General features: G+C 61.3%; 26 protein-coding genes, 1 tRNA gene and 2 pseudogenes. 16 read left to right on the forward strand and 13 right to left on the reverse strand.

Annotated features, from left to right (window positions below):
* Nucleotides 1–218 precede the first annotated feature (218 nt).
* Complete coding sequence (locus IEX53_RS05550; protein ID WP_188822267.1) at nt 219–1,268, reverse strand: aldo/keto reductase; 1,050 nt, start codon at nt 1,266–1,268, stop codon at nt 219–221.
* A gap of 165 nt (nt 1,269–1,433) precedes the next feature.
* On the opposite strand from IEX53_RS05550, the gene IEX53_RS05555 reads away from it, so the two are divergent.
* Nucleotides 1,434–2,297: an AraC family transcriptional regulator gene (locus tag IEX53_RS05555; RefSeq protein WP_188822269.1), complete on the forward strand. Its 864-nt coding sequence runs from the start codon at nt 1,434–1,436 to the stop codon at nt 2,295–2,297.
* 669 nt (nt 2,298–2,966) lie between these two features.
* Here the strand turns inward: IEX53_RS05555 and IEX53_RS05560 are convergent.
* Nucleotides 2,967–3,173 (reverse strand): hypothetical protein, encoded by a 207-nt coding sequence (locus tag IEX53_RS05560; protein WP_188822487.1) that lies wholly within the window; start codon nt 3,171–3,173, stop codon nt 2,967–2,969.
* Here IEX53_RS05560 and IEX53_RS05565 point away from each other — a divergent pair.
* From IEX53_RS05565 to IEX53_RS05585, 5 genes and pseudogenes are all read left to right on the forward strand, one after another.
* A pseudogene (locus IEX53_RS05565) lies at nt 3,124–5,205 on the forward strand (ParB/RepB/Spo0J family partition protein). The gene IEX53_RS05560 and the pseudogene IEX53_RS05565 overlap by 50 nt on opposite strands.
* 184 nt (nt 5,206–5,389) lie before the next feature.
* A complete protein-coding gene (locus tag IEX53_RS05570; RefSeq protein ID WP_188822271.1) occupies nt 5,390–5,806 on the forward strand; it encodes a hypothetical protein in 417 nt (138 codons plus the stop codon).
* Between the two features lie 95 nt (nt 5,807–5,901).
* Nucleotides 5,902–6,156 carry a FitA-like ribbon-helix-helix domain-containing protein gene (locus IEX53_RS05575; RefSeq protein WP_188822273.1) on the forward strand — a complete coding sequence of 85 codons (255 nt, stop codon included), beginning with the start codon at nt 5,902–5,904 and terminating at the stop codon, nt 6,154–6,156.
* Nucleotides 6,153–6,575 carry a type II toxin-antitoxin system VapC family toxin gene (locus IEX53_RS05580; protein ID WP_188822275.1) on the forward strand — a complete coding sequence of 141 codons (423 nt, stop codon included), beginning with the start codon at nt 6,153–6,155 and terminating at the stop codon, nt 6,573–6,575. Before IEX53_RS05575 ends, IEX53_RS05580 begins: the two co-directional genes overlap by 4 nt.
* Before the next feature lie 16 nt (nt 6,576–6,591).
* The gene (locus IEX53_RS05585; RefSeq protein WP_188822278.1) at nt 6,592–7,257 is read left to right on the forward strand and encodes a DUF2726 domain-containing protein; all 666 of its coding nucleotides are present in this window, start codon (nt 6,592–6,594) and stop codon (nt 7,255–7,257) included.
* A gap of 303 nt (nt 7,258–7,560) precedes the next feature.
* Here IEX53_RS05585 and IEX53_RS05590 read toward each other — a convergent pair whose 3' ends face one another.
* Nucleotides 7,561–7,941: a pentapeptide repeat-containing protein gene (locus tag IEX53_RS05590; protein ID WP_188822279.1), complete on the reverse strand. Its 381-nt coding sequence runs from the start codon at nt 7,939–7,941 to the stop codon at nt 7,561–7,563.
* 194 nt (nt 7,942–8,135) lie between these two features.
* Between IEX53_RS05590 and IEX53_RS05595 the strand changes: the two are divergent.
* Nucleotides 8,136–8,379 (forward strand): annotated as a pseudogene (locus tag IEX53_RS05595) (transposase); the annotation flags it as partial.
* Between the two features lie 230 nt (nt 8,380–8,609).
* On the opposite strand, the gene IEX53_RS05600 reads toward IEX53_RS05595, so the two are convergent.
* Together IEX53_RS05600 and ftrA are read right to left on the reverse strand one after the other, a co-directional pair.
* Nucleotides 8,610–8,699, reverse strand: a tRNA-Ser gene (locus tag IEX53_RS05600).
* 125 nt (nt 8,700–8,824) lie between these two features.
* Complete coding sequence (ftrA, locus tag IEX53_RS05605; protein WP_188822281.1) at nt 8,825–9,844, reverse strand: transcriptional regulator FtrA; 1,020 nt, start codon at nt 9,842–9,844, stop codon at nt 8,825–8,827.
* A 71-nt stretch (nt 9,845–9,915) separates the two neighbouring features.
* On the opposite strand from ftrA, the gene IEX53_RS05610 reads away from it, so the two are divergent.
* From IEX53_RS05610 to IEX53_RS05650, 9 genes are all read left to right on the forward strand, one after another.
* On the forward strand, nt 9,916–10,314 hold the full coding sequence (locus IEX53_RS05610; RefSeq protein WP_188822464.1) for a rhodanese-like domain-containing protein: 399 nt from the start codon (nt 9,916–9,918) through the stop codon (nt 10,312–10,314).
* 308 nt (nt 10,315–10,622) lie between these two features.
* Nucleotides 10,623–11,900, forward strand: coding sequence for a septal ring lytic transglycosylase RlpA family protein (locus IEX53_RS05615; RefSeq protein ID WP_373288572.1), 1,278 nt, complete (start codon nt 10,623–10,625; stop codon nt 11,898–11,900).
* 308 nt (nt 11,901–12,208) lie between these two features.
* The gene (locus IEX53_RS05620) at nt 12,209–13,330 is read left to right on the forward strand and encodes a D-alanyl-D-alanine carboxypeptidase family protein (protein WP_188822468.1); all 1,122 of its coding nucleotides are present in this window, start codon (nt 12,209–12,211) and stop codon (nt 13,328–13,330) included.
* A gap of 83 nt (nt 13,331–13,413) precedes the next feature.
* Nucleotides 13,414–14,061: a dTMP kinase gene (gene tmk, locus IEX53_RS05625; RefSeq protein ID WP_188822283.1), complete on the forward strand. Its 648-nt coding sequence runs from the start codon at nt 13,414–13,416 to the stop codon at nt 14,059–14,061.
* The gene (locus IEX53_RS05630; RefSeq protein WP_188822285.1) at nt 14,058–15,128 is read left to right on the forward strand and encodes a DNA polymerase III subunit delta'; all 1,071 of its coding nucleotides are present in this window, start codon (nt 14,058–14,060) and stop codon (nt 15,126–15,128) included. The genes tmk and IEX53_RS05630 overlap by 4 nt, the downstream gene beginning before the upstream one ends.
* Nucleotides 15,129–15,147: 19 nt before the next feature.
* Nucleotides 15,148–15,321: a hypothetical protein gene (locus tag IEX53_RS05635; RefSeq protein WP_188822287.1), complete on the forward strand. Its 174-nt coding sequence runs from the start codon at nt 15,148–15,150 to the stop codon at nt 15,319–15,321.
* An 88-nt stretch (nt 15,322–15,409) separates the two neighbouring features.
* Nucleotides 15,410–16,954: a methionine--tRNA ligase gene (gene metG, locus IEX53_RS05640; protein ID WP_188822289.1), complete on the forward strand. Its 1,545-nt coding sequence runs from the start codon at nt 15,410–15,412 to the stop codon at nt 16,952–16,954.
* 5 nt (nt 16,955–16,959) lie between these two features.
* Complete coding sequence (locus tag IEX53_RS05645) at nt 16,960–17,757, forward strand: TatD family hydrolase (protein WP_188822291.1); 798 nt, start codon at nt 16,960–16,962, stop codon at nt 17,755–17,757.
* Nucleotides 17,750–18,559: an MBL fold metallo-hydrolase gene (locus tag IEX53_RS05650; RefSeq protein WP_188822293.1), complete on the forward strand. Its 810-nt coding sequence runs from the start codon at nt 17,750–17,752 to the stop codon at nt 18,557–18,559. The genes IEX53_RS05645 and IEX53_RS05650 overlap by 8 nt, the downstream gene beginning before the upstream one ends.
* A gap of 18 nt (nt 18,560–18,577) precedes the next feature.
* Here the strand turns inward: IEX53_RS05650 and IEX53_RS05655 are convergent, their stop codons facing one another.
* The 8 genes from IEX53_RS05655 to IEX53_RS05690 form a co-directional block, all read right to left on the reverse strand.
* The gene (locus tag IEX53_RS05655; protein WP_188822295.1) at nt 18,578–19,222 is read right to left on the reverse strand and encodes an HD domain-containing protein; all 645 of its coding nucleotides are present in this window, start codon (nt 19,220–19,222) and stop codon (nt 18,578–18,580) included.
* Between the two features lie 102 nt (nt 19,223–19,324).
* On the reverse strand, nt 19,325–19,855 hold the full coding sequence (locus tag IEX53_RS05660) for a hypothetical protein (RefSeq protein ID WP_188822297.1): 531 nt from the start codon (nt 19,853–19,855) through the stop codon (nt 19,325–19,327).
* 8 nt (nt 19,856–19,863) lie between these two features.
* Complete coding sequence (locus IEX53_RS05665; protein ID WP_188822299.1) at nt 19,864–20,448, reverse strand: hypothetical protein; 585 nt, start codon at nt 20,446–20,448, stop codon at nt 19,864–19,866.
* A gap of 235 nt (nt 20,449–20,683) precedes the next feature.
* A complete protein-coding gene (locus IEX53_RS05670) occupies nt 20,684–21,943 on the reverse strand; it encodes an Hsp70 family protein (RefSeq protein ID WP_188822300.1) in 1,260 nt (419 codons plus the stop codon).
* Nucleotides 21,944–22,043: 100 nt separating this feature from the next.
* Nucleotides 22,044–22,490 (reverse strand): GNAT family N-acetyltransferase, encoded by a 447-nt coding sequence (locus IEX53_RS05675; protein WP_188822302.1) that lies wholly within the window; start codon nt 22,488–22,490, stop codon nt 22,044–22,046.
* Nucleotides 22,491–22,508: 18 nt separating this feature from the next.
* The gene (locus IEX53_RS05680; RefSeq protein WP_188822304.1) at nt 22,509–24,431 is read right to left on the reverse strand and encodes a S9 family peptidase; all 1,923 of its coding nucleotides are present in this window, start codon (nt 24,429–24,431) and stop codon (nt 22,509–22,511) included.
* Between the two features lie 107 nt (nt 24,432–24,538).
* The gene (locus IEX53_RS05685; protein WP_188822306.1) at nt 24,539–25,360 is read right to left on the reverse strand and encodes a class I SAM-dependent methyltransferase; all 822 of its coding nucleotides are present in this window, start codon (nt 25,358–25,360) and stop codon (nt 24,539–24,541) included.
* The gene (locus IEX53_RS05690) at nt 25,357–26,337 is read right to left on the reverse strand and encodes a bile acid:sodium symporter family protein (RefSeq protein ID WP_188822308.1); all 981 of its coding nucleotides are present in this window, start codon (nt 26,335–26,337) and stop codon (nt 25,357–25,359) included. The genes IEX53_RS05685 and IEX53_RS05690 overlap by 4 nt, the downstream gene beginning before the upstream one ends.
* Nucleotides 26,338–26,571 lie beyond the last annotated feature (234 nt).

The raw sequence follows: 26,571 nt of genomic DNA on the forward strand, positions 1-26,571 counted from the left end.
CATCTACTCTATAGCCCTCCCGATTGAGTCCTGAAAGCGGATTGCTAATTACGTGAAAACGCAATGAAGTCTCGTTTCTCATGCAGCAATCGGCGGGTTTGCTGCCGGTTGCTACGCGCGCTCCCTCGTCTCGGTGCCTTTCAGATTCGGATGAATACCTCCTGCTGTTTCCTCTTAATTTGAGGACCATCTGAATGCTGGCCGACGCCGCAGCACGGTCAGGTCCCGCGCGGTTCCTGCTTGAGCTGGTCACCACGGACCTTGCTCTGGAACTCGAAAACCCAGCCGGGATATTCCGCAGGCAACTTGCTGACCTCATCGAGTGTTTTCAGTTCGGCGTCGGTCAGCACCACCTTGGTCGCGGCGATGTTATCATCGAGTTGCTCTGGCTTCTTGGCACCGATGATTACGCTGGTGACAGCCTTCTGGTGGAGCAGCCAGGCGAGTGCGACCTGGGCGATCGAGACGTCCTTGGCTTCCGCGATCGGCTTCATCGCGTCGATGACGTTGTAGCCGCGTTCCTCATTGACCGGCGGGAAATCGAAGGTGGCGCGGCGATTGTCGCCTTCCTTAGCGCCGTCGCGGCTATATTTTCCTGACAGAAAACCGCCCGCCAGCGGACTCCACACCATCAGGCCGATGCCTTCGGATTCCATCATCGGCACCAGTTCACGCTCCAGATCGCGTCCGGCGATCGTATAATGTGCCTGAAGCGAAGCGAAGCGGGCCAGGTTGAACTGGTTGGAAATACCGACCGCCTTTGCGATCTGCCAGGCGGCCCAATTGGAGACGCCGATATAGCGGACCTTGCCCTGTTGGACGACCGTTTCAAGCGCGCGCAGCGTCTCTTCGATCGGCGTAATCTGGTCGAAGCCGTGGATCTGGTAAAGGTCGATATGGTCGACCTGAAGGCGCTTGAGGCTGCCCTCCAGGGCATAGAGCATATGCGAGCGAGATGTGCCACGCGCATTCGGGCCGTCGCCTGTAGGCCCGAAGAATTTGGTGGCGACGATCACATCTTCACGTGCGATCCCGAGGTTACGCAACGCTTGGCCCGTGATCTGTTCGGAATGACCTTTTGAATAGACGTCGGAGGTATCGATGAAGTTGATGCCGGCATCAATCGCGGTCTTGACCAGACCGTCAGCTTCTTTCTGCTGTAGGCCGCCCATGCTGCTGTAGATACCGCTCCCGCCGCCGAAGGTCATGGTGCCGAGGCAGAGTTCGGAAACGAACAGGCCGGTGCGGCCGAGGATGTTATAGCGCATGGGGCTCTCCTGAGTGAACGAAACGGGCAGGCGTATCCCTTTTATGGCACCTGCCCCCGGCTTCTTCGCGCCCGATTGTCGCAAGTTCTTGCCTGATCCGATCACTGACAGTTTTTAATCCGGCGGAGTCTTGCTTAGACACTCGGTGAAATCCATATAGATTTAATGCACGAAACTCTCGCTGATCTCGCATACCGCCACGCCACTCAATCGGAAGGAGCGTCGATCCCGCGAGTTAGCCTCCATGCCGCGCAGAAGGAGAGCTGGCCGGTTGGGGTTCTATATCAGCCGATGCTTGGCATCGTCTTGCGAGGCACCAAGCGAGTGGTCATCGGAGACCGCACGCTGCGCTACGATAGTAATCATTTTTTCATCGCTTCGATCGACGTGCCGGCATCGCGCGTCACGATCGAGGATTTGCCCGGGGCGCCCTACGTCGCAGTACGGCTTGCGATCGACCAGGATATCCTTTCGGATCTGGTTGTTGACATAGCTGGCAAAGCCGAGGGAGATACCATAGCTTTTGCGGTGGGCGCTATGACGCCTGAATTGCTCGATGCCTGGTCACGGATGCTGCGGTTGCTCGATGCGCCAGACGAAATCGACACGCTGGCGCCATTGATCGAGCGCGAGATTCTTTTTCGCCTTTTGCAAGGCCCGCAAGGAGCGCTGCTTCGCCAGGCAGCCCGAGCCGGTAGCCGGATTTCACAGGTTCGCGATACTATCGCCCATTTGCGCATGAACTTGGATCGCGTTATCAGAATTGAAGAACTGGCGGAAATTGCCGGGATGAGTGTGGCAACATTTCATCGCCATTTCCGAGCTGCCACTGCCATGAGCCCACTGCAATATCAGAAGACTCTCCGCCTGCAGGAAGCGAGGCGGCTACTGCTCGCCGACACCGACGCGACAAGCGCAGCATTTGCAGTCGGATATGAAAGCGCGTCGCAGTTCAGTCGGGAGTACACGCGGATGTTCGGCACACCACCTGCGCGCGATGCTGGAAGGCTACGGGCTGGCAGGAATTAATGTGGCCGCACATTTGGTGTGAATCCGACCGATCCTGTCACTGACGATCTAACCGAGTTTCCCAAAACAACATCGTTTGCGGGAAAGCTGTGACACCGGCGACAAATAGGTGTCTTCCGCCGCCTGAGCGGGCCTGCCAGCGCTTAGCGTATATCTGGGTCCGTTCTATGTGCCGACCCCTCAATGTCATCCGGCGTGAAATCCGCCTTGCCGCAGACTTCGGCGAGCTTCGCCCGCAATCGCGGCACTAGATGCAAGGGTTGGGCTGATCGGGGCGACGGTTAGCCTCGATCAATTCAAGTCGCCGTGCGTCTCGCTTTTCCTCTCGCTCGAAAATCTGGCGCACTCGTTCTCTGAAACACCAAAATCCTCTGCTATGACAGCAAACGTATCGCCAGCCCGGTGGCGTCGCAATATCTCTCGGTTCCGTTTCTCGGTCATCGAAAAGCCGCCCCTCCGATTTCCGGCAACTCCGACCACTCTATTCTTTTCGACCGATTTTTGAAGCCGCGATCAGGATGTCGGGGCTTCCGGCTTTCCGGTTTCTCATATCCTGATCAGGTTATGTGCCCGGCCGCCGCTCCGCTCTGGCCGGGCTTGTTCGCTAAGGGCTCCGCCCTCGCGGCGGGCAAGAGCGGGCGGGCGGTATCCCCAGCCTTCCGCGCGGATTCAGATTTGCGATCCTGCGAAAAGCGGGAATTCGCTTGTGCAGGCCGGGTGATCCCCCTCCGCCCGACCGCTCTTGCCCTTTGCTACCCCGGTCTCGCCGACGGGCAGGGTTGCAGCGCAGCGCTGCGCTTCAACCCAAGCCCATAGGAGAAAGACCATGACCACGAACACCACCCCGACCGTCGAAAATGGTGCAACGGTTTTCATCCCACTCAACAAGCTCAAGAAGCACCCGAAGAATGCCCGCAAGACCCCCGCACAGCGAAGCATCCATCGAAGCGAAGGCGGCGAGCATTGCCGCCAAGGGCATCCTGCAAAATCTGGTGGTGGAGCCCGAGCTTGACGCGGCGGGCGAACCGACCGGCTGCTATCTGGTCAGCATCGGTGAAGGCCGCAGGCTGGCACAGTTGTTGCGCGTGAAGCGCAAGCAGATCAAGAAGACCGAACCGATCCGCTGCGTCATCGACACGGCGAACGACGCCGCTGAAATCAGCTTGGACGAGAACGTCACCCGCGAAGACCTCTCGCCTGCGGATCAATTCGAGCGATTCCGGGAACTTGCGGAATCGCGTGGATGGGGCGCGGAGGAAATCGCTGCCCGCTTCGGCGTCACCGCGCACGTGGTCAAGCAGCGGATGCGTCTCGGCGCTGTGAGCCCGAAGCTAATGCAGGTTTACCGTGATGGCGAACTGACCTTGGACCAGTTGATGGCCTTCGGGATCACCGAGGATCATGCGCGGCAGGAACACGTCTATGAAAACCTGTCCTATAACCGCGATCCGTCCATCATCCGGCGCGACCTGACCAAGATGAATGTGCCCGCAACGGATCGGTGCGCGATCTTCGTTGGCGCGCCTATACGGAGGCTGGCGGCAACATCATCCGCGACCTGTTCACCGAGGATCGCGGCGGCTTCTTTGAAGACCCCGCGCTGTTGGACCGGCTCGCTGTCGAGAAGCTGGAACGGATCGCCGCCGAAGTGCAGGAGGCCGAAGGCTGGAAGTGGACTGCCGCCTATCTCGACTTTCCCCATGCCCATGGGATGCGCCGCGCCTATCCGCGTTTGGTGGAGCTTTCGAAAGCGGACGCCGCTGCCTACGATGCCGCGCAGGACGAGCATGAGCGCCTGACGGCGGAATGGGAGGACGCCGATGTTGACCTCCCGTCCGAGGTGGATGCGCGGTTCGCGGAGCTTGATGCCGAGATCGAGCGTATCGACGCCATGCGCCACGCCTACGACCCGGATGAGATCGCGTGCGGCGGAGTGTTCGTCGTCGTGGCCCATGACGGGGAAGCCCGTATCGAACGTGGGTTCATCCGGGCCGAGGACGAAGCCCTGGAACCCGAAGCCGCCGACGATGGTGAAACCGTTATCGACGGGGTGCGTGTCAACGGCGATGGCGAGATCATCGACGGCGACGAGCAGGACGGCGAAGGCGACCACGTTTCCGCAAGTGAGCCGGAAGAAGAAGATGGCGGGGATGATGGCAAGCCGCTGCCAGATTCGCTAATCCGCGACCTGACCGCGCATCGCACCCTTGCCCTGCGTCTCACCCTTGGCGAGCAGCCGGATATGGCGCTGATCGCGGTCATCCACACGCTAGCCGCGCAGACCTTTTATAAGGGGGGAGGCGAGGCCCATTGCCTCGAAATCCGCCCGACCAGCAATTATCTCGCGGCCCACGCGGACGGCATTGAGGACACGGCGGCGGCGAAGATGCTGGCGGATCGCCATGCCGGATGGGCGGCGGATATGCCGCGCGACGTGGCCGACCTCTGGGGCTTCGTCGCCGGTCTGGACTATGCGAGCCTGATGGCCTTGCTCGCGCATTGCGCCTCGCTCACCGTCAATGCGGTGAAATTGCCATGGGAGAGCAACAAGCGCCGCGCCCATGAGACGGCGGACAAGCTGGCGACGGCCGTGACGCTCGACATGACGGCGCACTGGACGCCGACCGTGCGGGCGTATCTCGGTCGTGTCACCAAGGCCCATATCCTCGCCGCCGTGCGCGAAGCCCTAGGCGACGAGGCAGCGGAGCGGATTGCAGACAAGAAGAAGGTGGAGATGGCCGAAGCCGCCGAGCAGCTTCTAGCCGGAACTGACTGGCTTCCGCCCGTGCTGCGCACCGAGCGGCCCGCATGGCTCACTGACCAGCAGGCCGACGCCTTCGCCACCGTCGCCGTCGAGACCGCGCCGGAAGCGCAGAACGACGACCATTTCGCCGTCGCGGCGGAATGACCGGAGAGCCGGGATCGCCTCAGCGGTCCCGGCTTCTCATTGGCAAAAATCGCGGCCGCGCGGCTTCTCCGCGCGGCCGATGACCTCGACAGGTCAAACAGACATCGGCACCATGCAGATTGTTCGATCTGCCAGACGATTGCGACACGAAAGGCGGTGCCGCCGGATAGTGAGGTGAAGTTCAATGATTGCCGTCATGTTCATGAGCGTTGCGCTGGTCGCGCTTCTTTGTGTCCTTGCCTATACGCTTGCCATCTATGCGTTGCCCTTCCTGCTTGGCCTGACTGCTGCGCAATTCGCGTATCAGACTGGCTCCGGTTTCATCGGCCCGGGACTTGTCGGCCTCTTCTCGGCGGGCGTGGCCTTCGGCGTCCTGGCCCTGCTGTTCGAGACGATCCGCTCGCCTGTCCTTCGCCTGATCGTGGCGCTGATCTTCGCCGCGCCTGCTGCTGTCGCAGGCTATGCGCTGGTTCACGGCATCACCAAGGAAGCCGTGCCATCCGAAGTCTGGCGCCAGATCTTCTGCATCATCGGCGGCGGTTTCGTCGGCGTGGCAGCGTGGATGCGACTGGCGGCAGGCATCGGCCAGCCCGCGAGATAGCGGGTTTGCCCTTCGGATGAGGTCGCGCCTTGCGGCATGATAGCAACTTCACTATATTGATAGCGTCGCCATCAACTGGTCGGAGAAGCCATCAGATGCCCGCTGTCACCATTCGCAACCTATCCGAAGAGACCCACCGCGCCCTCAAGGTGCGCGCGGCCCATCATGGCCGCAGTGCTGAAGCTGAAATGCGCGACATTCTGGAAGCGGCGGTTCGCCCCGCCAACCGCCTTCGCATCGGCTCTGCCCTGTCGGCGTTGAGCCGCGAGACCGGGCTGACCAATGCCGATTTCGAGGCACTGGAACAGGCCCGCGACCGGTCGCCCGCTGCTCCCATGAGCTTTGAATGATCGTTCTGGATACGAATGTCGTTTCCGAGGCGATGAAGCCGGAGCCAGCCCTCGTCGTGCGCGACTGGCTGGACGAGCAGGCCGCCGAAACCCTCTACCTTTCCAGCGTGACCGTCGCGGAGCTGCTGTTCGGGATCGGCGCGTTGCCGGACGGGCGGCGAAAGCAGCAGCTCGCCACCACGCTTGACGGGTTGCTTGCCCTGTTCGACGGCAGAATCCTTGCCTTCGATATGGATGCCGCCCGCCATTATGCCGATCTCGCCGTGGCGGCGCGCAACGCGGGCAAGGGTTTTCCGACCCCGGACGGCTATATCGCGGCCATCGCAACCGCCCACGGCTTCGCGGTCGCCACGCGTGACGACAGCGCCTTCAAAGCGGCGGGCGTTCCGGTGATCGATCCTTGGAAGGCCGGACACTAAGGGTTGCGTTCTGACGATGGAAACCACGATCATCTTGCTGCTGATCGGCTTCGGGGCCGGTTTTTATATCCGAGGGCTGCGCGCGAAGACCGAAGCCGCGAATGCGAAACGCCACGCCGATGCGCTCGATCAACAGATCGCCACGCTCCGGCGCGAGATCGTCGCCATGCACGGCGCCGAATCCCGAAGGCTGGACGAGGTTGCCCGTCGCAAACGCTTCTTCGAGGAAAACGACATTTCCGATGTCGAGAACCAGATCAGGTTCATCAGCCAGACCGAGCTGCGCGCCGTTCGCCCAGTCAACAAGGAGGCCGTGCGCGTCCTCTATGCGCTTGATGAGTGGATCGTCACCCACCGGCCCGATTGGCGCATGGCGTTCGAGGTCTCCATGGGGGCCTTCATCAAAACCTCCTATGATCCCGAGGACCGGATGCAGAAGGCGGCATTCAGTTCCTACAACAGCAAGCGGGTCGATTTCCTGCTGATCGACAGGTTCGGCCAACCCATGCTGGTGGTCGAATATAACGGCACGGGGCACGACTTGTCCGACGACGCGCCTGGTCGCATGGAAGTCAAGCGCTTGGCCTTGGCACGCGCGGGGATTCCGCTGGTCGAGATTCCAGCCAAGACCTCGAAGTCGGATATCGTTCGCATGGTTGCCGATACGGTGCTGGCGACCTGACCTCACTCCTCTGAGTCCGGCGAACTAACTCGCAACGGGGCGAGAGAATGGGCGTTGCCCTACGGGCCGTGCTTTCGGCTGCGCCGAAACCACGCCTGCGGCGCGTTTCCGCCATTCGGCTTCAATCGCTTTTATAATCGGCCCCTGGACATCAAGGCGCTTGCGTTGCAAAAATCGACTGCAAAACTGTCGCATGTTTTGGGCAGACCGTCCTAAAACGTCCAGGAGCACAAGCCGCCAGCGTTTTTGGACGGTCTGCAGGATTTCTGCGACGTTGTGCATTGTCTCGGAAGCAAATGGCCTTCAGGTCTTCGCCTTTTCATAGGCCATGAATAGATCGGTTACGAGAACGCCATTGATCCGCATCCCAGTCAAATCGGCATCTTTGATGTCTGAATCTGCCAACGTGACGCCGCTTATGGTCAATCGCGATAGGTTTGCATTCGTGATGGCGGCTCCGGACAGATTAACGTTGTTAAAGCGCGCATCCGCAAGGCTGATATCGTCAAAAACCGCTTCGCTCAAATTGGTGTCGGTGAATTTTGCCTTGGTCAAAACAGCGTAAAACCGTGCATCTGCGAGGTTTACGCCATCGAAATTAGCCCCTGACATATCGGCTCGCTCGTAATGCATTCCCTGCATCTGAGGGCCATCAAATGGGTTGTGTTCTTGGTGATCGCTCATTGTCGTTTCCTAAGGTCAATCATGATTGCGACCCAAAGAATGCCAGATTGCGCAATCATTTGCGACCGTCGAATCTGAAATTGAAACGAGCCCACGCCAATTCTGGCCGTGCCGTTTATCGCGAAAATCTCGGAGGCTGCCCCAAAACGCTGAAGGCGATTCCTGATGGTGATCGTAAATGGTAGATTCCTGCCATGGCACATCTTTCAGGAACGGATCGTTCGCAACTGCTGCTTCTGCCCGAGGCGGTTGACGACTATGTGGGGCCGGACAACCCAGTTCGCTTCATCGAGGCTTTTGTCGACGGCCTAGATCTTGCCGCCGCCGGCTTCGGCGAAGGAGACGGGGCGACCGGGCTTCGATCCGGCCGACATGCTGAAGCTCTACATCTATGGATACGTCAACCGGGTGCGCTCCAGCCGCCGTCTGGAGGTCGAGCAGTACGCGCGGACGCGAGGCTGTGGCCCTCCGACTTGAATTTAATCAACGGAAATCAAACGCGGCTCGCGGCATTACGGGTACCGCAATCTTAATTCGTGGCGACGGAATATTCCGGCCAATTCCAGCACGTTTCAGGGGTACAAAAATCTATTGGGGGATTTTTTGGGGGAATAGACCAAGAAAGATTTTGGAAAGCGTAACAAAATCAACTGCGTAGGTGTATTTAATGGCGGAGGGGGTGGGATTCGAACCCACGGTACGGTCTCCCGCACGCCGGTTTTCAAGACCGGTGCCTTAAACCGCTCGGCCACCCCTCCAACCGTCTATTTTCGCTAGCCTTCAGGAATCCGAGCACCGGCGACGATGTCCCGTTGCTGCCATTCTGCTACCGAATAATCTGTCTTTACAGTGCAGCGGAATGCGTCGTCAACAGGCTCGGTAATTATGCCCTGCGCTCCGGGATGAACCGGGAGCGGTACTCCGTTGGCGTCAGGCCGACTTTTTGCCGGAAATGATGGCGCAGGGCGTGGGCGGAGCCGAATCCGGCGCTGGCGGCGATTGTCTCGATATGGAGGGGCGCTTCGCATAGCAGCGCCTTGGCGGCCTCGACCCGTTCTTCGATCAGCCAGTCGCCGGGGCTGCGGCCCGTTGCCTCATGAAAGCGGCGCAGGAAGGTTCGCAGGCTCATCCGGCATTCGTGCGCCATGATTTCCGTTGTCCAGTTGCGGGCGAGATTCTCGCGCATCTGGTCGAGAAGAGGCGCGATCTCTCCGCCGGGTTGGGCTGGCACTGGGCGTTCCAGGAATTGCGCCTGGCCGCCGGTGCGGTGCGCGGGCACGACCAGCCGCCTTGCAACGGAATTGGCCGCCTCGGGGCCGAAATCCTGCCTGATGATGTCGATCATCAAATCGATCCCGGCGGCGCTCCCCGCCGAGGTGAAGACCCGGCCATGCGCCCGGTAAAGCGAGGCGGCATCGACGCGGACTTTCGGAAAGCGCGCCTGCAAGGCTTCCGCATAGCGCCAATGGGTGGCCGCCACGCCATGGTCAAGCAATCCGGTCGCCGCCAGCACGAAAGCGCCCGAACAGATCGACATGAGCCGTGCCCCGCGCGCATGGGCGTCACGAAGCATGTTCGACAGCGTCTCCGGCACGGGAATTTGCGCGCCCTTCCAGCCGGGAACCACGATGATGTCGGCCTTCTCCAAAAGCTCCGGCCCGTTGTCGGGCTGAATCACGAAACCGCCATGGGCGCGCAGCGGACCTGCCTCGATCGCGCAACTTGCAAAACGATACCAGCCCGGCCCCATTTCGGGGCGTGGAAGCCCGAAGACCTCGGCGGTGATGCCGAATTCGAAGGTGCATAGCCCGTCGTAGAGCAGCGCCACGACGAGGGGACCGGTCGGCTCCATGCGGGAGCAGGTGTTTGCGACTGATGGCATGATCTTTACGTACATTGTCATTCGCGCCAATTGCAAGCAAAAGCATGGCGCGGCCATATGCAGGCGATAGCCAATCAAACAAGGAGCCCATGATGACATCCGCCGTCACCGCAATTCCCGCCGCGCCGAGCAACATTGCCGCCGATCATTTCGCCGCCGCGTTCACTTTCGAGACCGATTGTTGGGACGTGCATGACGCGCTGGCGCGGGGAGCGGATTTCGTGCTTCTCGATGTGCGCGGCCCGGCACTCTATGCGAAGGGCCATATTCCGGGCGCGATCAACCTGCCGCATGGCAAGATCACGCGCTCGAAAATCGAGGCATGGCCGGAGGAGACGCTGTTCGTCACCTATTGCGCGGGCCCGCATTGCAATGGCGCAGCGCGCGGGGCACTGCGCCTGGCGCAGCTGGGGCGCCCGGTGAAAATCATGGCCGGCGGCGTCACCGGATGGCTGGATGAAGGATTCGATTTGGCCATCGGCGAGGGCTGATTCAGCGATTCACCCTGTATTTTATAATACCAAAAGTAAGCCCCGTCCGCACTTCCGCTAATATTTCAACGGCTTGTTGAAAAGTGTGGGGGCGGGGTCTTGCCAAGGGGCTACGGGTCGGACAAGACTATGCCAGTGGTTCGTGTCGCTGTTTCGTCACCGCGGGGCCACATTCTTTTAATGTCGTGTCAACGAATCGATGGCAAGAGTTTCGAGTGGGCTGGTTGTGACCACCGGTTGCCGCGTTAATCGCAGCGTTGCGTAGAAACGTGGGTAATTGCAATGGGTTGGAAGACGGGGACGGCCAATTGACGGCTGAAAATGACGTATCGAACGGGTACCGGAAGGGGCGCAACCATTTGCGCGTGGCTGGTATCTTCATTCTGGGCGCCTGCCTTGCCGCCTGCGCTTCGCCGGAGCCGAAGCCGAAGAAACACCGCCCGAAGGAATTCTTCGCTGAATCCGAATATGGCGTGAAGGCGAGCCCGCGCATCATCGCCAAGGCGGTTTCGAACATGCCGCGCGGCGGCGGGCGCGACCAGGTTGGCAAGCCCTATCAGGTGCGCGGCAAATGGTATTATCCCAAGGAAGAGCCGGGCTATGCGCGAACCGGCAAGGCTTCCTGGTATGGTTCGGCCTTCCACGGACGCCTGACGGCCAATGGTGAAGTCTATGACATGAACCATCTGTCCGCCGCGCATCCGACCATGCCATTGCCCAGCTATGCGCGCGTCACCAATCTCGCCAACGGCAATTCCGTCATCGTCCGCGTCAATGATCGCGGCCCCTATGCCAGCGACCGGGTGATCGACCTGTCGCAGCGCGCCGCGGATATGCTCGATTACAAGCATCACGGCACCACGAATGTGAAGGTGGAATATGTCGGGCGCGCGCCGCTTGAAGGACGCGACGACGAATTCCTGCTGGCATCGTTCCGCAGCGGCTCCGATCCCATCGGCCAGCCAGCGAGCGGCGTGATGATCGCCATGGCCGGTCCGACGCCGACCGCGCCGCTGCCGGGGGCTCGCCCCATGCCTGCCATGATGACAAATCCGGCGATGCCGGTGGCAATGCAGCCGGGCTCCGGCGAGGGCGTCTTGCAGCCCCCCGTGCCGCAAATGCCCGGCGCGGTGGGCGAGGGGGATCCGGTGCTCCCGGCCATCGGGCCGATCGTGACCGAGAAGCCGGCCATCCTGTTCGGCGTCGCCCGTGCGCGCGGCCTCAATGGAGGCTCGACGCTTGCCGGCTATGCGGATGAGCGCGTTGCGAGCGCGAACAGCGTCCAGGCCCATGCCTATGCCAGCGTGCTGACGCCTTCGGCGGTTTCGGACGCCTGGAAGAAGCTCGGTGTGGAAACGAGCGCTACGCAGGGCGCGGAATATATCGACGCCGGTTTCTTCAACGATAAGGCCGAGGCCGACCGCATTGCCGCCGCGCTTGTTCCTTATGGCAAGGTACAGCGCACGAAGGTGCCGACGGAAAATGGCGAGCTCTATGGCATAACCATCGCAGGAAGCAGCGATGCGTTGCTTCAGGCCGCCTGGGCCGCCGGTGCAACGGATGCATTCGTGGTGCGGCCGGAGTAGGCTGATCTTCTGCTCGAGGCGGGGCTGACATGCCGTTGGAGCATTTCAAATTGAAATGGAAGCGTTGGCGGGACAGTACCCCCCTCTGTCCTGCCGGACATCTCCCCCTCAAGGGGGGAGATTGGCCTTCATCTATGGCGGCACCTAATCCTGCCGCGGCGATTAGCGAAAGCGGACCTCCCAGCCAATCTCCCCCCTTGAGGGGGAGATGTCCGGCAGGACAGAGGGGGGTGTCTTGGCGCAAGCGCGTAACAAGAATCGCTTCCGCGACATACGCCATAGCTCTCCTGTCCTGGCTGATCGGAGCGATGGCCGCGCCTCAGGCTTCCTTCGCAGCCGCCATCGAAACCAAAGCGCCCCACGCCCTGCTGATCGACGAGAAGACCGGCACGGTCCTTCTATCCAAAAATCCCGATGTGCTTATCCCGCCCGCGTCGCTGGCGAAGCTGATGACGATGGAGGTCGTCTTCGACGCGCTGGCCAAGGGGCAATTGTCGCTGGAGCAGACATTTCCCGTCAGCGAATATGCCTGGCGCACGGGCGGCGCGCCTTCGGGCACGTCCACCATGTTCGCCAAGATCAAATCGACGCCGAGGGTGGAGGATCTGATCCAGGGCGTCATCGTCCAGTCTGCGAATGATGGCTGCATCGTGCTGGCCGAGGGCATGGCAGGCAGCGAGACGCAATTCGCCGAACGCATGACGAAGCGCGCCCGCGAACTGGGCCTGCAAAAATCGACTTTCGTCAACTCGACCGGACTGCCCGCGCCGGGGCAGGAGGTGACCATTGCGGAACTGGTGACACTTGCTCGCCATATCCACCGTACATATCCGCAATTCTATAAATATTATTCGCAGGAAAGCTTTACCTGGAACAACATCACCCAGCGCAACCGCAATCCGCTGCTGCGGCTCGATATGGGCGCGGACGGGCTAGGCACCGGCTATACGGAGGGCTCGGGCTATGCGCTGGTCGCGTCGGCGGAGCGCAATGGGCGCAGGCTGTTCCTGGGCATGAGCGGCCTTGCCAGTGACAAGGAGCGCGCCGCGGAGGCTCGCAAGCTCGTTGAATGGGGCATGAGCAGTTTCGAGGATGTGCTGCTCTTCCCGGCGAATGATCCCTTGGGCGAGGCGAGCGTCTATGGCGGCGTGCGCTCTTCGGTCAAACTGCGCACGGGGGAGGCAGTCGAGCTTCTGCTGCCCGCGAAAGACCGTCCTCCGCTCAAGGCCCGCGTCGTTTATAATGGTCCGCTGAAGGCGCCCATCGAGGCGGGTAAGGAAGTCGGTACGCTGAAAATCTGGATGGGCGAGACGCTGCTTCAGGAACGGCCCGTCTTCGCCGCCGAAACCGTGCCGGAAGGCAGCATTAGCAAGAAGGCGCTCGACGCGGCGGTCGAACTCACCACGGGGTGGATCAGGCAGTTTCTCTGATAAGCGAAGAGTCCGGCTGAAATGGCCTCTTCGCTATTCGCTTTTCATGATCTAAAAGCCATGGCTTCACGAAGGGAGCGCCAGTGGCAGGAATCTTCATCACATTCGAAGGCGGGGAAGGGGCGGGGAAATCCACCCAGATCAAGCGTCTCGCTGCCCATCTTGCCGATGAGGGCATCGATACGCTCGTCACCCGCGAGCCGGGCGGCTCCGCCGGCGCGGAGGCGGTGCGGCACGTTATTCTCAGCGGCGCGGCCGAGGCGTTCGGACCGGCCATGGAGGCGGTGCTGTTCGCCGCCGCCCGCAATGACCATGTGGAGCAGGTGATCCGCCCGGCGCTCGAGGCCGGCAAGACGGTGCTCTGCGACCGCTTCATCGATTCGGGCCGCGTGTATCAGGGCGTGACCGGCGATCTCGATCCTGATCTTATCGACATGCTGGAGCGCGTGGCCATCGACGGCGCTATGCCTGATCTTACGCTGATCCTTGATTTGCCGGCTAAGGAGGGGCTCGCCCGCGCCATGAAGAGGCGAGGGGAGGAGCGTGCGGACCGCTTCGAGAAGGAGACGCTCGAACGTCACGAGGCGCGTCGTGAGGCGTTTCTCGCCATCGCGGCGGGTGAACCGGAGCGCTGCAGGATCATCGACGCCGGCCGTCCTGAGGATGAAGTGAGCGCCGAGATCATCGCCATTGTCGACAGGCTGATTGCAAGCCGGGGGCGGGGCGTATGATCGGCGAGATCACCGCGCAGGACACGCATGACGCCATTGACGGCGTGCTTGCGCCGGCGGCGAATGGCTTTCTCGCCGGGCATGAAGATATTCGCGCCTTTCTCGCCCGCACCTATCGCAGCGGCAAGATGCACCATGCGTTGCTGTTCGAGGGGCCGCGCGGGGTGGGCAAGGCGACGCTGGCCTTTCACCTTGCCGGGCATATGCTGAAGCATCCCGTCAGTGCCGAGGCCCCCGAGGAGATCGCCGCGCCGGATTTCACAAACCCGCTATACCGGCAGATTGCCGGGGGGATGCACCCTGCCATCCTGCATATCGACCGCCCGCTCGACCAGAAGACCGGCAAGTTCAAGACCGGCATCACCATCGAGGAAATCCGCCGGGTGGCGCATTTCCTTGGCCGCACCTCCCATGACGGCGCGTGGCGGATCGTCATCGTCGATCCCGCCGACGACATGAACCGCAATGCGGCGAACGCGCTTTTGAAAACGCTGGAAGAGCCACCCGGCCGGGCGCTGTTTATCCTGATTTCGCATTCTGCGGGGCGCCTGTTGCCCACCATCCGCTCCCGCTGCCAGACGCTACAGTTCAAGCCGCTGGACGATGCGTCAATGGGTAAAGCCCTTGCCGCCATCGGGCCGGGCATCGGTTTCGACGCGGGGCAGGGGCTAACGGGGTTGATCGAGCGCTCGGAGGGGAGTGTGCGCAAGGCCGCGCTGCTCATCGCGCATGGCGGTCTTGAAATCGCCGGCACGACGGATGCAATCCTCGAGAAAAAGCAGTTCGACCTGCCGCAGGCCCTGGCGCTGGCCGGAGCTTTGAGCGGGCGCGAGGCGGAAATCCAATATGATCTCTTCCTCGATCATCTGCTGGAACGCATCGCCGCCGAGGCCCGCCGCCACGCGGAGGAGGGGGCAATCCGGCCCGCCAACGCCTGGTCCGCCTTCTGGGACCGCATCCGCCGCGAAATCACCGAAACGCAGGCCTTCAACCTCGACCGTAAGCAGGCGGTGCTGATCCTGTTGGAAAAGACCCACCGTGCGTTTCAAAACGGGGTGCCGGATTAAGCCAAAAGGAAACATCCCGATGAATGGCGAGATGGACGTAAAAACGGCAGAAGTGCTTCGTGTGTTGATTCAGAGGCGACTGGATGGGCCGGTGATCTCCGCAACGGCGATGGAAAGGCGTATAAAAGTCATGATCGAGAGCAAACGCCAAGATACAGCCAAGCGCGGTCAGATTCGGGACGCCCGGCCCTGATTTAGGCTAATCCTCGATCACCGTAGCATTCACCGCTTTTATGAGCTATTCCAACGGCTCCAATCGGTAAATTTGAGTCAGGTCACGCATGAGCCGCGAGAAATTCTATATCACCACTGCGATTTCCTACCCGAACGGCAAGCCGCATATCGGCCATGCGTATGAGCTGATTGCCACCGATGCGCTTGCCCGTTTCCAGCGGCTGGACGGCAAGGACGTGCATTTCCTGACCGGAACGGACGAGCATGGTATCAAGATGCTCCAGACGGCCAAGAAGGAAGGCATTACGCCGCGCGAGCTGGCGGATCGCAATGCAGGTGAGTTCCAGCGCATGGCGGAGGCACTGAATGCCTCGAACGACGACTTCATCCGGACTACCGAGAAGCGCCACCATGCCGCCTCGCAGGCCATCTGGAAGGCGATGGAAGCCAATGGCGACATCTACAAGGACAGCTATTCGGGCTGGTACTCGGTGCGTGACGAGGCCTATTACGGCGAGGACGAGACGACCGTCCGCGAGGATGGCGTGCGTTACGGCCCGCAGGGAACGCCGGTCGAATGGGTGGAGGAAGAGAGCTATTTCTTCCGCCTTTCCGCCTATCAGGACAAGCTTCTGGCGCTCTATGAAAGCCAGCCGGATTTTGTCGGCCCGTCCGAGCGGCGCAACGAGGTGGTGTCCTTCGTCAAATCCGGCCTGAAGGATCTGTCGATCTCGCGCACCACCTTCGACTGGGGCATTCCGGTTCCCGGCGACGAAAAACACGTGATGTATGTGTGGGTGGACGCGCTCACCAACTATCTGACCGCCATCGGCTATCCCGATACCAAGGCGGAGAAATTCGGCTTCTGGCCCGCCGTCCACATCATCGGCAAGGATATCGTCCGCTTCCACGCCGTCTACTGGCCGGCCTTCCTGATGTCGGCGGGCGTCGAGCTGCCGCGGCGCGTCTTCGCCCATGGCTTCCTGTTCAACCGCGGTGAGAAGATGTCGAAATCGGTCGGCAACGTGATCGACCCTTTCACCATGGTCGAGCATTACGGCCTTGATCAGGTGCGCTATTTCTTCCTGCGTGAGGTGCCGTTCGGGCAGGATGGCAGCTACAGCCATGAGGCCATCGTCAACCGCACCAATGCCGATCTCGCCAACGATCTCGGCAATCTGGCGCAGCGCTCGCTCTCCATGATCGCCAAGAATTGCGACGGCAAGGTGCCGGAGCCGGGCGCTTTCACCGACGCGGACAAGGCGATACTGGACCAGGCCAATGCGGCGCTGGAAACCGCGCGCAAGGCCATGGGCGAGCAGGCTCCGCATCAGGCGCTCGCGGCGATCTTCGCCGTCGTCGCTGAGGCGAACCGTTATTTCGCGGCGCAAGAGCCATGGGCGCTGCGCAAGACCGATCCCGCCCGCATGGCGACCGTACTCTACGTTACGGCTGAAGTGCTGCGCCGCGTCGCCATCCTCACGCAGCCTTTTATCCCCGGCTCTGCGGTGAAGCTGCTCGACATTCTGGCCGTGCCCGAGGACAAGCGCAATTTTGCCGATTTGACAAGCGGTGCGCTCGTCGGCGGCTCGCCGCTGCCCGCGCCGCAGCCCGTCTTCCCGCGCTATGTGGAAGCCGACAAGCAGGATTGAGGCGGATGCTCATCGACAGCCATTGCCATCTGGATTTTCCTGACTTCGCCGAGGAGCGCGATGCGATCATCCAGCGCGCTCTCGATGCCGGCGTGCGACGCATGGTGACGATCTCCACCCGCGTCAGGCGCTTCGACCAGATCCGCGCAATCGCGGAGCAATATGACGAGGTCTATTGCTCCATCGGCACGCACCCCAACAATGCGCATGAAGAACCTGACGTGACGGCTGACGAGCTGATTCAACTCGCGCAGCATCCGAAGGTGGTGGCGATCGGGGAGGCGGGGCTCGACTATCACTATGATTATGCGCCGCCGGAAGTGCAGGCGAAGAGCTTTTGCGCCCATATCGAGGCGGCCCGGCAGACGGGATTGCCGCTCGTCATCCACGCGCGCAGCGCCGACGAGGACATGGCTGATATCCTGACGGAGGAAACGGGGAAGGGGGCTTTCCCTTTCATCCTGCATTGTTTTTCATCGGGGAGGGCGCTCGCCGAAACCGGCCTTGCGCTCGGCGGCTACATATCCTTCTCCGGCATCCTGACCTTCAAGAACTCGGAGGAGTTGCGCGACATCGCCCGCATCGTCCCGCATGACCGCCTGCTGCTCGAGACCGACGCGCCTTATCTTGCGCCCGTACCGCATCGCGGCAAGCGCAACGAGCCGTCCTTCGTCCGCCACACGGCGGCGGTGCTGGCCCAAACGATCGGTGTGGACGAGGCGGAACTGGCGCGGATTACAACCGGAAACGTGTTCCGCTTATTCTCCAGAATGCCGAAGCCGACGGAAGGCGAATATGCCTGACCGGCTGCGCTTCACCATTCTGGGCTGCGGCTCTTCGCCCGGCGTGCCGCGCATCAATGGCGACTGGGGCAATTGCGACCCAAACAACCCCAAGAACCGCCGCCGCCGCACGGCCATGCTGGTGGAGCGCATTGCGGAGAACGGCGCGGTGACGACTGTTGTCATCGACACAGGGCCGGATTTCCGCGCGCAGATGATCGATGCCGGGGCAGGGCCGCTCGACGCGGTCGTCTACACCCACCGCCATGCCGACCATATCCACGGCGTCGACGATCTCAGGACCTATGTGCTCGACAAGCGCCAGCTTATGGACATCTATGCCGACCGCGCCACGCTCGCGCGCCTGGACGAAGCTTTCGGCTATTGCTTTGAAACGCCGCCGGGTTCGAAATACCCGCCGATCCTGAAAGCGCACCAGATCGATGAGGACGTACCGTTCGAAATCGGAGGTGAGGGCGGCGCGATCCGGTTCCAACCGCTGCCGCAGGTGCATGGGGACATCATGTCCATCGGCTACCGTATCGGCGACGTCGCCTATTGCCCGGATGTGAGCGCCTTTCCGGAGCGAACCGTCGAGCGCCTGCAAGGGCTCGACATCCTCATCATCGACGCCCTGCAATACCGCACGCATCCCAGCCATTTCTCGCTTGGCGAAGCACTGGAATGGATCGAGCGCCTCAAGCCCAAACGCGCGATCCTGACGCATATGCACGTGCCGCTCGACTATGAAATAGTCATGCGAGAAACGCCCGATCACGTCGAGCCGGCCTATGACGGACTGCAGTTCGAGGTGGAGATTTAAGGGCAGGGCGCTGGGAATTCAGCAAATCTCGCTGAGCAAGCCCTCATAATAGTCCCGAAGCCGCGTAGCGCGCTCCGCTGCCATTCTGCGTCCGGTTGGGGTGCAGAAATTGTCACTGAGCTTCAGAAGCTTGGTTTGGAAATGATCGAGGGCGTAGGAAGCATCATCACGTGCTCTATTCACTGCCAATGGGTCGGCGGGGTCATAAATCGATGCCCTCGACATTCCAGCGATATAGAAGCAGCGCGCCACGCCGATATAGCCGATGGCGTCCAGCCGGTCTGCATCTTGAAGGATCTTTGCCTCAAGGCTGAGCGGAGGAATGCCGGCGGAGAAGCTGTGCGCCTCAATTGCATGGGCAACCGGGCCTATGCGGTCCTCTGGCCAGCCGAGCGAGGAGAGAATCTGGCTGGCCTTGGCCGCAGCCATCCGGGAAGCGCGGCTTCGCTCAGGCGACGCCTTGTCGACCCAGACGCAATCATGAAGGATGGTTGCTGCCACGAGTATCTCCGCGTCACCGCCTTCTTCGCCATCGATAATATTCGCGGCGTTGCGCCAGACGCGCAGCAAATGCGCCTCGTCATGGGCGCCATCCCGTGCATCGAAGGCAAGGGGAAGCAGGACGCGGGCGAGTTCAGGATGGAGAAAGCGATCGTGCAGCATGTTTCGTTTTCCGGGGAATCGGCATGTTACCGTAACCCGAAACAGGACACATACACAAATCAGATAAGATAGATTATGGAACTTTCGTGGGCGAGCGGGCTGTCACTTTGCTCGAAGCGCTACGAAGGCTTCGCCGCCACGTCTGTCGTGCATGAAGATGAATTTGGCGCCTTTGATCTCCGCGGTGAACGGAACCTTCGTGCCGCTCACCTGCGCGCCGGTCGCCTTCGACACCGCCTCAATGAATTCAGCGCGCAGCGCCGTCGCGTCCGCTGTGTAGTTCGGCGTGGTGACGGCACATTCGTGGTTCGGCTCGACCTGCACCGATACCGAATTGTCGGCATTCGAGCCGAGCTGCGCTTTACCCAGCGGTAAATATTTCACGATGCCGCGCCGCTTGGCGGCCTCGACGGCTCCATCGAATGACGGCGCGGTCGCGAGGCATACATCCTTGAATGTTTCTATCCCCGCATAGTCGGCCGAAACCGTCTTTGTCGCAGATGCGACATCCGTGTTCGAAGAAGACGTGCTGCAGCCGGTCAGAAACGCCAGCGCGACCGCCAATGCGATGCCGTTCCTGCACGTTCTTGCGGCCATGATTACCGGTTTCAGTTCCATAATCTCGCTCTTCATCCCGTTGCTTATTTTGGCGTGAGCCAGGTTTTGACGTGCCCGACAAAATCCGTCGCTAGCTTTTCCGCCAGCGCCTCCTGGCTTTTGGTCATGGCCGCATTGATGGCTATAGCAATGAGATGGCCACCCAGATCGCCGCCTTTCACGCCCCTGTTCTCACCATAAATGCGCGGGTTCTGCGCGATCAGCCGTCCGGTGCTTACGTCTTCCAGGCGAACCGTGCCGGTGATGGAGCTGTTGCTTCCCATGAGCACACGGCCTTGCGCAGAGGCAAGGTCGGCGCGCTGCAGGGTGATCACCAGGCGCGTCGGGCTTGAGCCGCCAGGATAGCCTTTCAGGTCGCGGGTGGCGACCGCACGCAGCGCGTTTTCGACAATGGCGACCTGCTGTTCCGGTGTCTTGCCATTAATCATCGGCAAGCCCGTCGCCACATCGGGCGTGGATTCCACCTGGATTTCGGTGATCCGCACACCTTTCAAGGCTTCGACGAGACGAGGATCGCGCGTAGTGCATCCTGTCACGACAAAGGCGGCGATGATCACGGCAAGAACCGCTCTGGTCCATCCGCGCAGCCGGAGATTTCCAGCAAACATACCCCACTCCTTTCCGCTCCCCCTGAGCGGCATGTTGCGATCACCGGCCCGCTGCCGGCGATCTCTCTTTATGGCGAGCTTAAGGGCCCGCCTCCTCAACCGCTCAATGGCGGAAAACGGGAGCCGAACCAATCCCCTAAAATTGGGATGAGTGAAATAATGTTTTGGGTTGGCTCATAATCACCGGAACCTGTATCGGTGCTCGCCGGCGGTTATGAGCCTAATAATCCGCCAACTAGCCAAAACGCCTGACGGCATCGAGCGCCAGCCCAAGCCCGACCGATCCGAACTGGTCGGATTGCGCGATGCGGGCATGCGGGAAACGGGCGTCGACAGTGGTTCGCACCAGCGGAACCAGCGCGCCGCCGCCGGTCATGATCACGGTGTCGACCGCCTCTGCCGCCACCCCTGCCCTTTGCAGCGCTTCGTCAATCGCGCCATCGATCTTGACCGCCAACTCTCCGCATGCGGCATCGAATGCCTCGCGCGTTACCGGCAGGGACAGCGACAGGTCTGGCTCGTCGAAGCGGATGGTGGTTTCCTGCGCATCCGTCAGCTCGATCTTCGCCCGCTCCACCTGTGCCGCCAGCCTGTGGCCGGAGCGGTAGGTCAGCAGATGCTCGAAGCGGGCAAGTTTCTCCGGCTCCGCCGCCTCGCGCGCCAGGGACTGAATGTCGCGCAGGTTCTTCGCCGTGTAGAGCTGGTTGATCCGATGCCAGGTCGCCATGTCGTTGAAATACCAGACGGGAAGATGGCGCTTGCCGTCGCTGGTCCTGGTGCCGAGGCCCATATGCGGCATGACCTGAGCAATATTGAGCATGCGGTCGAAATCCGTGCCGCCGACATGCACGCCGGAGGTGCTTAATATATCGCCGCGCCGGTCCGGCGCCTGCGCACGCTCGGGCGAAAGGCGCAGCACCGAGAAATCCGACGTGCCGCCGCCGATATCCACCACCAGCGCCAGCGATTCGGCATTGAGGGTGCGCTCGAAATGCAGCGCCGCCGCGACCGGCTCGAACTGGAATTCGATATTACGGAACCCCTCCCCGCGTGCGGCTGCCCCCAGCTGGTCCTGCGCCGCACGGTCCGCGGTCTCATCGCCATCGACGAAGAAGACGGGCCGGCCCAGCACCACCGCATCCGGCAGGCCGCCGGTGTGCTCTTCCAGGCGAAGCTTCAGATGCCGGAGAAAGCGGCCGATCAACTGCTGGAAGGTCATGCGCTCGCGCCCGACCAGCGTTGTCTCTTTCATCAGGCTGGTGCCGAGGATCGACTTCAACGCCCGCATGAAACGCCCTTCCGCGCCGTCCATATATTCATGCACGGCGGAGCGACCGAAATGCACGCTGCTATCCTCCAGGCTGAAGAACAGCGCGGAGGGGATGGTGACGTGATCGCTCTCGACGGGAATCAGGAACGGGTCCCGGCCCTTCTCGCAAAGACCGACAGTGGAATTGGTGGTGCCGAAATCGACGCCACAGGAATAACGGCTCATGGGAACGCTCGTGGGGATAGCGATGGGGCGCGATGGCGCGGAATGATCGGGAGGCGCGTCTGTAGCCCATCGTAAGGCGAATGGGAACCCCTCGCAGCCGTCACAAATGCTTGGTCATCTGGACGCAGTTCGCCGCGATGCCCCTGAGTTCGGACGGATCCCAGCCTGCACGGCGCCATCCCGTCTTTTCATAATAGCCGACCGCATCCGGCGCGGCGTTGACTTGCAAAATCCTGACACCCCGCCGCTTCGCCTCGGCAGTGACCAGCGCATCCAGCATCCGCCCATGGCCCTTGCCCTGTTCTTCTTCAGCGATGGCGACCAGCCGGACTGTCGTCACATCCTTCCGGAAATCGAGCCGGACGACGCCGATAGGGCGTTTGTCGAGCAACAGCAGATACGGGACATTGCCGTCCGCGCGGTCATCCGGATGGTTTTCGTCATAGGCAAAGGGAACGCGCCCCGGAGCGAAAAGAACAGCGCGACGGATTGCATGCATTTGACGCCACTCTTCGGCGGAGGTGACGGGGTGGAGTTCGTAGGGCATTCTATTATCCTCCTTCCTTCACAACCCTTCGATCAGTTCCCTGCCCGCTTTGAACTCGATAGACGAGCCCGTGAAATCGTCTCCCACAGGCTCGCACCGCCCACCCAGATGCGCGCTCAGGAATGCTTCCACCACCGCGAAATAAGAGCGGCGGTTTTCGGCCCGCTCCACGCCATGGCCTTCATCGGGATAGAGAATATAGGTCACCGGAATGCCCCGCGCCGTCATCGCTGCGGCGATCTGGTCCGATTCCGAGACCTTTACACGAACGTCGTTGGCGCCCTGCGCGATGAGGAGAGGGCGCACGATCCGGTCCACATAATTCAAGGGCGACCGTTCCTCCAGGAAACGCCTCCCCTCTTCCGTGGTATAGTCGCCCATTCGCAGCTTCCACTCGGACTGCCATGTCCGCCAGTAGTCCGGGATCGTATTGATGAATGTCACGAGATTGGAGATGCCGACGAGATCTACGGCGCAGGCGAATTTCTCCGGCGTGACGGTGAGGCCGGCAAGCGCCGCATAGCCCCCATAGCTTCCGCCCATGATCGCCACGCGTTTGCTGTCGGCGATCCCTGCGGCGATCGCCCAATCCACGGCATCGATGAGATCGTCCTGCATCCGCCCGCCCCACTCCCGGTTGCCGGCATTTACGAATGCTTTTCCGAAACCGGTGGAAGCACGGAAATTGACGCTCAGCACGGCATAGCCGCGATTGGCCAGCCATTGGTGTACCGGGTTGAGACCCCACTCGTCTCGTCCCCACGGGCCGCCATGGACGAGAAGCACCATCGGCACCGGGCCATCCCGGCTTTCCGGCGGACGCGAGAGGTAGCAGAGGAGGTCGAGCCCGTCGCGTGCCCGCACGACAACCGGCTCCATCGGCGCCAGCGGGAGATTCTCGAGCCGCGGCTGGGATGAAAAGAGCCTTGTGGCCTGTCGGGTGGAGCGGTCGTAGCAGTAATATTCGGTTGGGCGGGTATCCCGGCAGTGAGCAATGATGAGCCTGGTTTCATCACCCGATATGCTGGGTATGACAAGATCGCCGGAGAAGCGCTCCAGCAAAGTTTCGAAATCCTGCCGGTATTCGGGATCGAGGACCTGCCAATGGACGCGGTCATAATAGCTGGCGGCGGCCACCGGACGCATCGTCACCGGGTCGAGCAGCACACCCGTGATATCAGACCGGGCATCCTCGGCCAGCACGCGGATTTTTCCGCTTTTCATATCTTCCGCCGTCAGGGCGACGGTATCGCGGCCCCGGCTATCCATCCAGAAGATATCTTCGCCATCGTCGCTGAATTCAAGCGGCCGTGTCGTCAGGCTGTCTTCTATCGAAATACGGGCAAGCAGTTTCGACCATTGGCCGCCTTCGTCGGGGGCTAGGAATTCGATGCCGCCCTCATCGTCATATTTCTGCGCGAGCCGTATCCGGAAATGCCGGTCGGTCCAATATGCGAAGAAGCCCTCGTTCTGCATCACGAGGGCGCTGGCTCCCGTCGCGACATTGCAGCGGTAGATGTCGAAATAGCGCCTGTCACGGGCATTGTGCGCAATCAACACTTCATCGGGAAAATGCTGCGAAGTCTCCTGAACATAGGCTTTTACGCCGTCAATGGGCGAGAGCGCCCTACCCTCGCCGGTCTCGATATCGATGCTCCAGACGCACCAGTTCTCGTCGCCGGCCTTGTCGCGAATGGTCAGAATATGACGATTGTCATAAGCCCAGATGAGCAGCGGTCCGAGATTGCGGTCCGGGAAGGCGGTGAGCGGCTTGGCATTTTCCGGCTTGTCTATAGGAGCGAGCCAGAGATTGAGGACTCCATCCACCGGGGCCTGGAAGGCGATCCATCGGCCATCGGGGCTGATTCGTACCGTCCGCTTCTCCGGTGGGTCGAAGAAAAGCCGCCGTGGAACAAGTGTGCCCGCTTCGTATCGAGTCATCGCGTGTCCTCCTCCTGCTGGAGATAGAACATCCGATGAGTGCCATCGCGTCAAACGCTTTCGTATATGCGTATAGAATCAATTAGTTATACGCATATTCTCAATTGTCATTTCAGCTTCTTCAACGCCAACATGAGGTGACCCGGCACCGGTTTCCCCTGTTCCGCGCGCACGGTGATGTCGAGGCAGTGGGCGCATGCCATGCCGTTTTCCTGGAGCATGTTTCGCACATAGGCTTCCGAATGGGCGAAGCGCTGGTGCGGGCCGACCATGAATGGCCTGCCCTCCAGCGCCGCGTCCGGAAGCGTCTCGCTCGAAAAGGCGAAGGTGCCGCCGGGGGTAAGGTGGCGGCTCACTCCTGCGAAGAAGGCGTCGAGCGCGCCCATATAGGGCAGCACGTCGGTGGCGACGATCAGGTCCCAGGCCGGGCCTTGCGTCTGGTTCAGGAAGTTCACGACCTCGCCGACAAACAGCGCGTCGTAGTCGCCCTTCTCATGGGCGATCTCGATCATGTTTTCCGATATGTCGACGCCGGTCTTGTGCTCGGCCATGTCGTGGAGCGCGTCGGCGGAGAGGCCGGTGCCGCAGCCCAGATCCAGCATGCGCGAGAACTGCGCCTCGGGGTTTCGCTCCAGCAGCATGTCGCGCAATTGCAGCGGCACGTCATAGCCCAACTCGTCGACGAGGATGGTGTCGAACATCTCCGCATGCTGATCGAACAGCGTCGCCACATAGGCGTCGGGGGCCTTGAACGGCGTCTCGCCCCGGCCGATGCTGGCGAGCCTGACCGTTGCGCCGCCATGATCGTCGGGGTCCAGCGCCAGCACTTGCGTATAGGCGCGCGCCGCCGCGTCGAAATCGCCGGCCTTTTCCAGCGCCAGGGCGCGGTTATAGGCTTCCGCCAGCGCTTCCTCGTCAAATCCGCTCATGCCTTGCCTTCCGCCGCTTCGAGTTTCAGTTTTCTGTCCGCATATCTGCGCGCCAGCATGGCGCAGACCATGAGCTGTATCTGGTGGAACAGCATCAGGGGCAGGACGATGCCGCCGACATTCTGCCCGGCGAACAGCACATTCGCCATGGGGGCACCGCTGGCGAGGCTCTTCTTCGAGCCGCAGAACATGATGGTGATCCGGTCCTCCAGCCCGAAGCCCAGCCATTTGCTGCCATAGGCGGTGATGACAAGCACGAGGGCCAGCAACACCATATCGACGCCGACCATCATGGCGAGGTCGTGCCAGGACACGCTGTGCCAGAGCCCGGCCACCACCGCCTCGCTGAAGGCGAGATAGACGACCATCAGGATCGAGCCCTTGTCGACGAGCCCAAGCGCCTTGTTATGCCGACGCATGAAATCGCCGATGAGGGGCTGCAGCAATTGCCCGAGCACGAAGGGCGCAAGCAATTGCAGAAGGATTTCCTCAAGCGCATGGAACGACATGCCATGGCCCTGCACGGTGAAAAGCAGGCCGACCAGCAGCGGCGTCAGAAACATGCCGAGCAAATTCGAGGCGGAGGCCGAGACGACCGCTGCCGAAACATTGCCGCCGGCAATCGCGGTGAAGGCGATGGAGGACTGCACTGTCGAGGGCAGCACGCAGAGGAAGAGGATGCCGGTGTAGAAGGCCGACGCGCGCAGGCCCGGCACGAGCCACCCCGCCATAAGCCCCAGAATGGGAAAGAGGATGAAGGAGGCGCTAAGCACCACCAGATGCAGCCTCCAATGCACCAGCCCCGCCACAACCGCCGACCGCGACAGCCGTGCCCCATGCAGGAAGAACAAAAGCCCCACCGCGATCTTCGTCGCAAGCGCGAACCATTCGGCGAACTCTCCCCGGACAGGCAGGAAGGAGGAGAGGACGACCGCGCAAATGAGGCTCAAGATGAATTTGTCGGGGAGGAAACGCATGGAGGCAGTTACCTTGGCATTTCGTTTTGAAATGTTGGCGGGACAGTACCCCCCTCTGCCCTCCTGAGCTTGTCGAAGGGCGGCATCTCCCCCACAAGGGGGGAGATTGGCTGGCATCGTACGCGACGCATATTCTGCAAGGTCCGCGATTGGCGCGAACGACCTATGAAGGCGTAATCTCCCCCCTTGTGGGGGAGATGTCCGGCAGGACAGAGGGGGGTGTCTAGCGATGCC

Origin of the sequence: Paramesorhizobium endophyticum (genome assembly GCF_014640615.1) — a bacterium.
Taxonomy (GTDB): Bacteria; Pseudomonadota; Alphaproteobacteria; order Rhizobiales; family Rhizobiaceae; genus Paramesorhizobium; species Paramesorhizobium endophyticum.

Coding starts and splice junctions, on each gene's coding strand:
- IEX53_RS05550 (WP_188822267.1), bottom strand. CDS start 1,268: ATGCGCTATAACATCCTCGGCCGCACCGGCCTGTTCGTTTCCGAACTC.
- IEX53_RS05555 (WP_188822269.1), top strand. CDS start 1,434: ATGCACGAAACTCTCGCTGATCTCGCATACCGCCACGCCACTCAATCG.
- IEX53_RS05560 (WP_188822487.1), bottom strand. CDS start 3,173: ATGAAAACCGTTGCACCATTTTCGACGGTCGGGGTGGTGTTCGTGGTC.
- IEX53_RS05570 (WP_188822271.1), top strand. CDS start 5,390: ATGATTGCCGTCATGTTCATGAGCGTTGCGCTGGTCGCGCTTCTTTGT.
- IEX53_RS05575 (WP_188822273.1), top strand. CDS start 5,902: ATGCCCGCTGTCACCATTCGCAACCTATCCGAAGAGACCCACCGCGCC.
- IEX53_RS05580 (WP_188822275.1), top strand. CDS start 6,153: ATGATCGTTCTGGATACGAATGTCGTTTCCGAGGCGATGAAGCCGGAG.
- IEX53_RS05585 (WP_188822278.1), top strand. CDS start 6,592: ATGGAAACCACGATCATCTTGCTGCTGATCGGCTTCGGGGCCGGTTTT.
- IEX53_RS05590 (WP_188822279.1), bottom strand. CDS start 7,941: ATGAGCGATCACCAAGAACACAACCCATTTGATGGCCCTCAGATGCAG.
- ftrA (WP_188822281.1), bottom strand. CDS start 9,844: ATGACAATGTACGTAAAGATCATGCCATCAGTCGCAAACACCTGCTCC.
- IEX53_RS05610 (WP_188822464.1), top strand. CDS start 9,916: ATGACATCCGCCGTCACCGCAATTCCCGCCGCGCCGAGCAACATTGCC.
- IEX53_RS05620 (WP_188822468.1), top strand. CDS start 12,209: ATGGCCGCGCCTCAGGCTTCCTTCGCAGCCGCCATCGAAACCAAAGCG.
- IEX53_RS05630 (WP_188822285.1), top strand. CDS start 14,058: ATGATCGGCGAGATCACCGCGCAGGACACGCATGACGCCATTGACGGC.
- IEX53_RS05635 (WP_188822287.1), top strand. CDS start 15,148: ATGAATGGCGAGATGGACGTAAAAACGGCAGAAGTGCTTCGTGTGTTG.
- metG (WP_188822289.1), top strand. CDS start 15,410: ATGAGCCGCGAGAAATTCTATATCACCACTGCGATTTCCTACCCGAAC.
- IEX53_RS05645 (WP_188822291.1), top strand. CDS start 16,960: ATGCTCATCGACAGCCATTGCCATCTGGATTTTCCTGACTTCGCCGAG.
- IEX53_RS05650 (WP_188822293.1), top strand. CDS start 17,750: ATGCCTGACCGGCTGCGCTTCACCATTCTGGGCTGCGGCTCTTCGCCC.
- IEX53_RS05655 (WP_188822295.1), bottom strand. CDS start 19,222: ATGCTGCACGATCGCTTTCTCCATCCTGAACTCGCCCGCGTCCTGCTT.
- IEX53_RS05660 (WP_188822297.1), bottom strand. CDS start 19,855: ATGAAGAGCGAGATTATGGAACTGAAACCGGTAATCATGGCCGCAAGA.
- IEX53_RS05665 (WP_188822299.1), bottom strand. CDS start 20,448: ATGTTTGCTGGAAATCTCCGGCTGCGCGGATGGACCAGAGCGGTTCTT.
- IEX53_RS05670 (WP_188822300.1), bottom strand. CDS start 21,943: ATGAGCCGTTATTCCTGTGGCGTCGATTTCGGCACCACCAATTCCACT.
- IEX53_RS05675 (WP_188822302.1), bottom strand. CDS start 22,490: ATGCCCTACGAACTCCACCCCGTCACCTCCGCCGAAGAGTGGCGTCAA.
- IEX53_RS05680 (WP_188822304.1), bottom strand. CDS start 24,431: ATGACTCGATACGAAGCGGGCACACTTGTTCCACGGCGGCTTTTCTTC.
- IEX53_RS05685 (WP_188822306.1), bottom strand. CDS start 25,360: ATGAGCGGATTTGACGAGGAAGCGCTGGCGGAAGCCTATAACCGCGCC.
- IEX53_RS05690 (WP_188822308.1), bottom strand. CDS start 26,337: ATGCGTTTCCTCCCCGACAAATTCATCTTGAGCCTCATTTGCGCGGTC.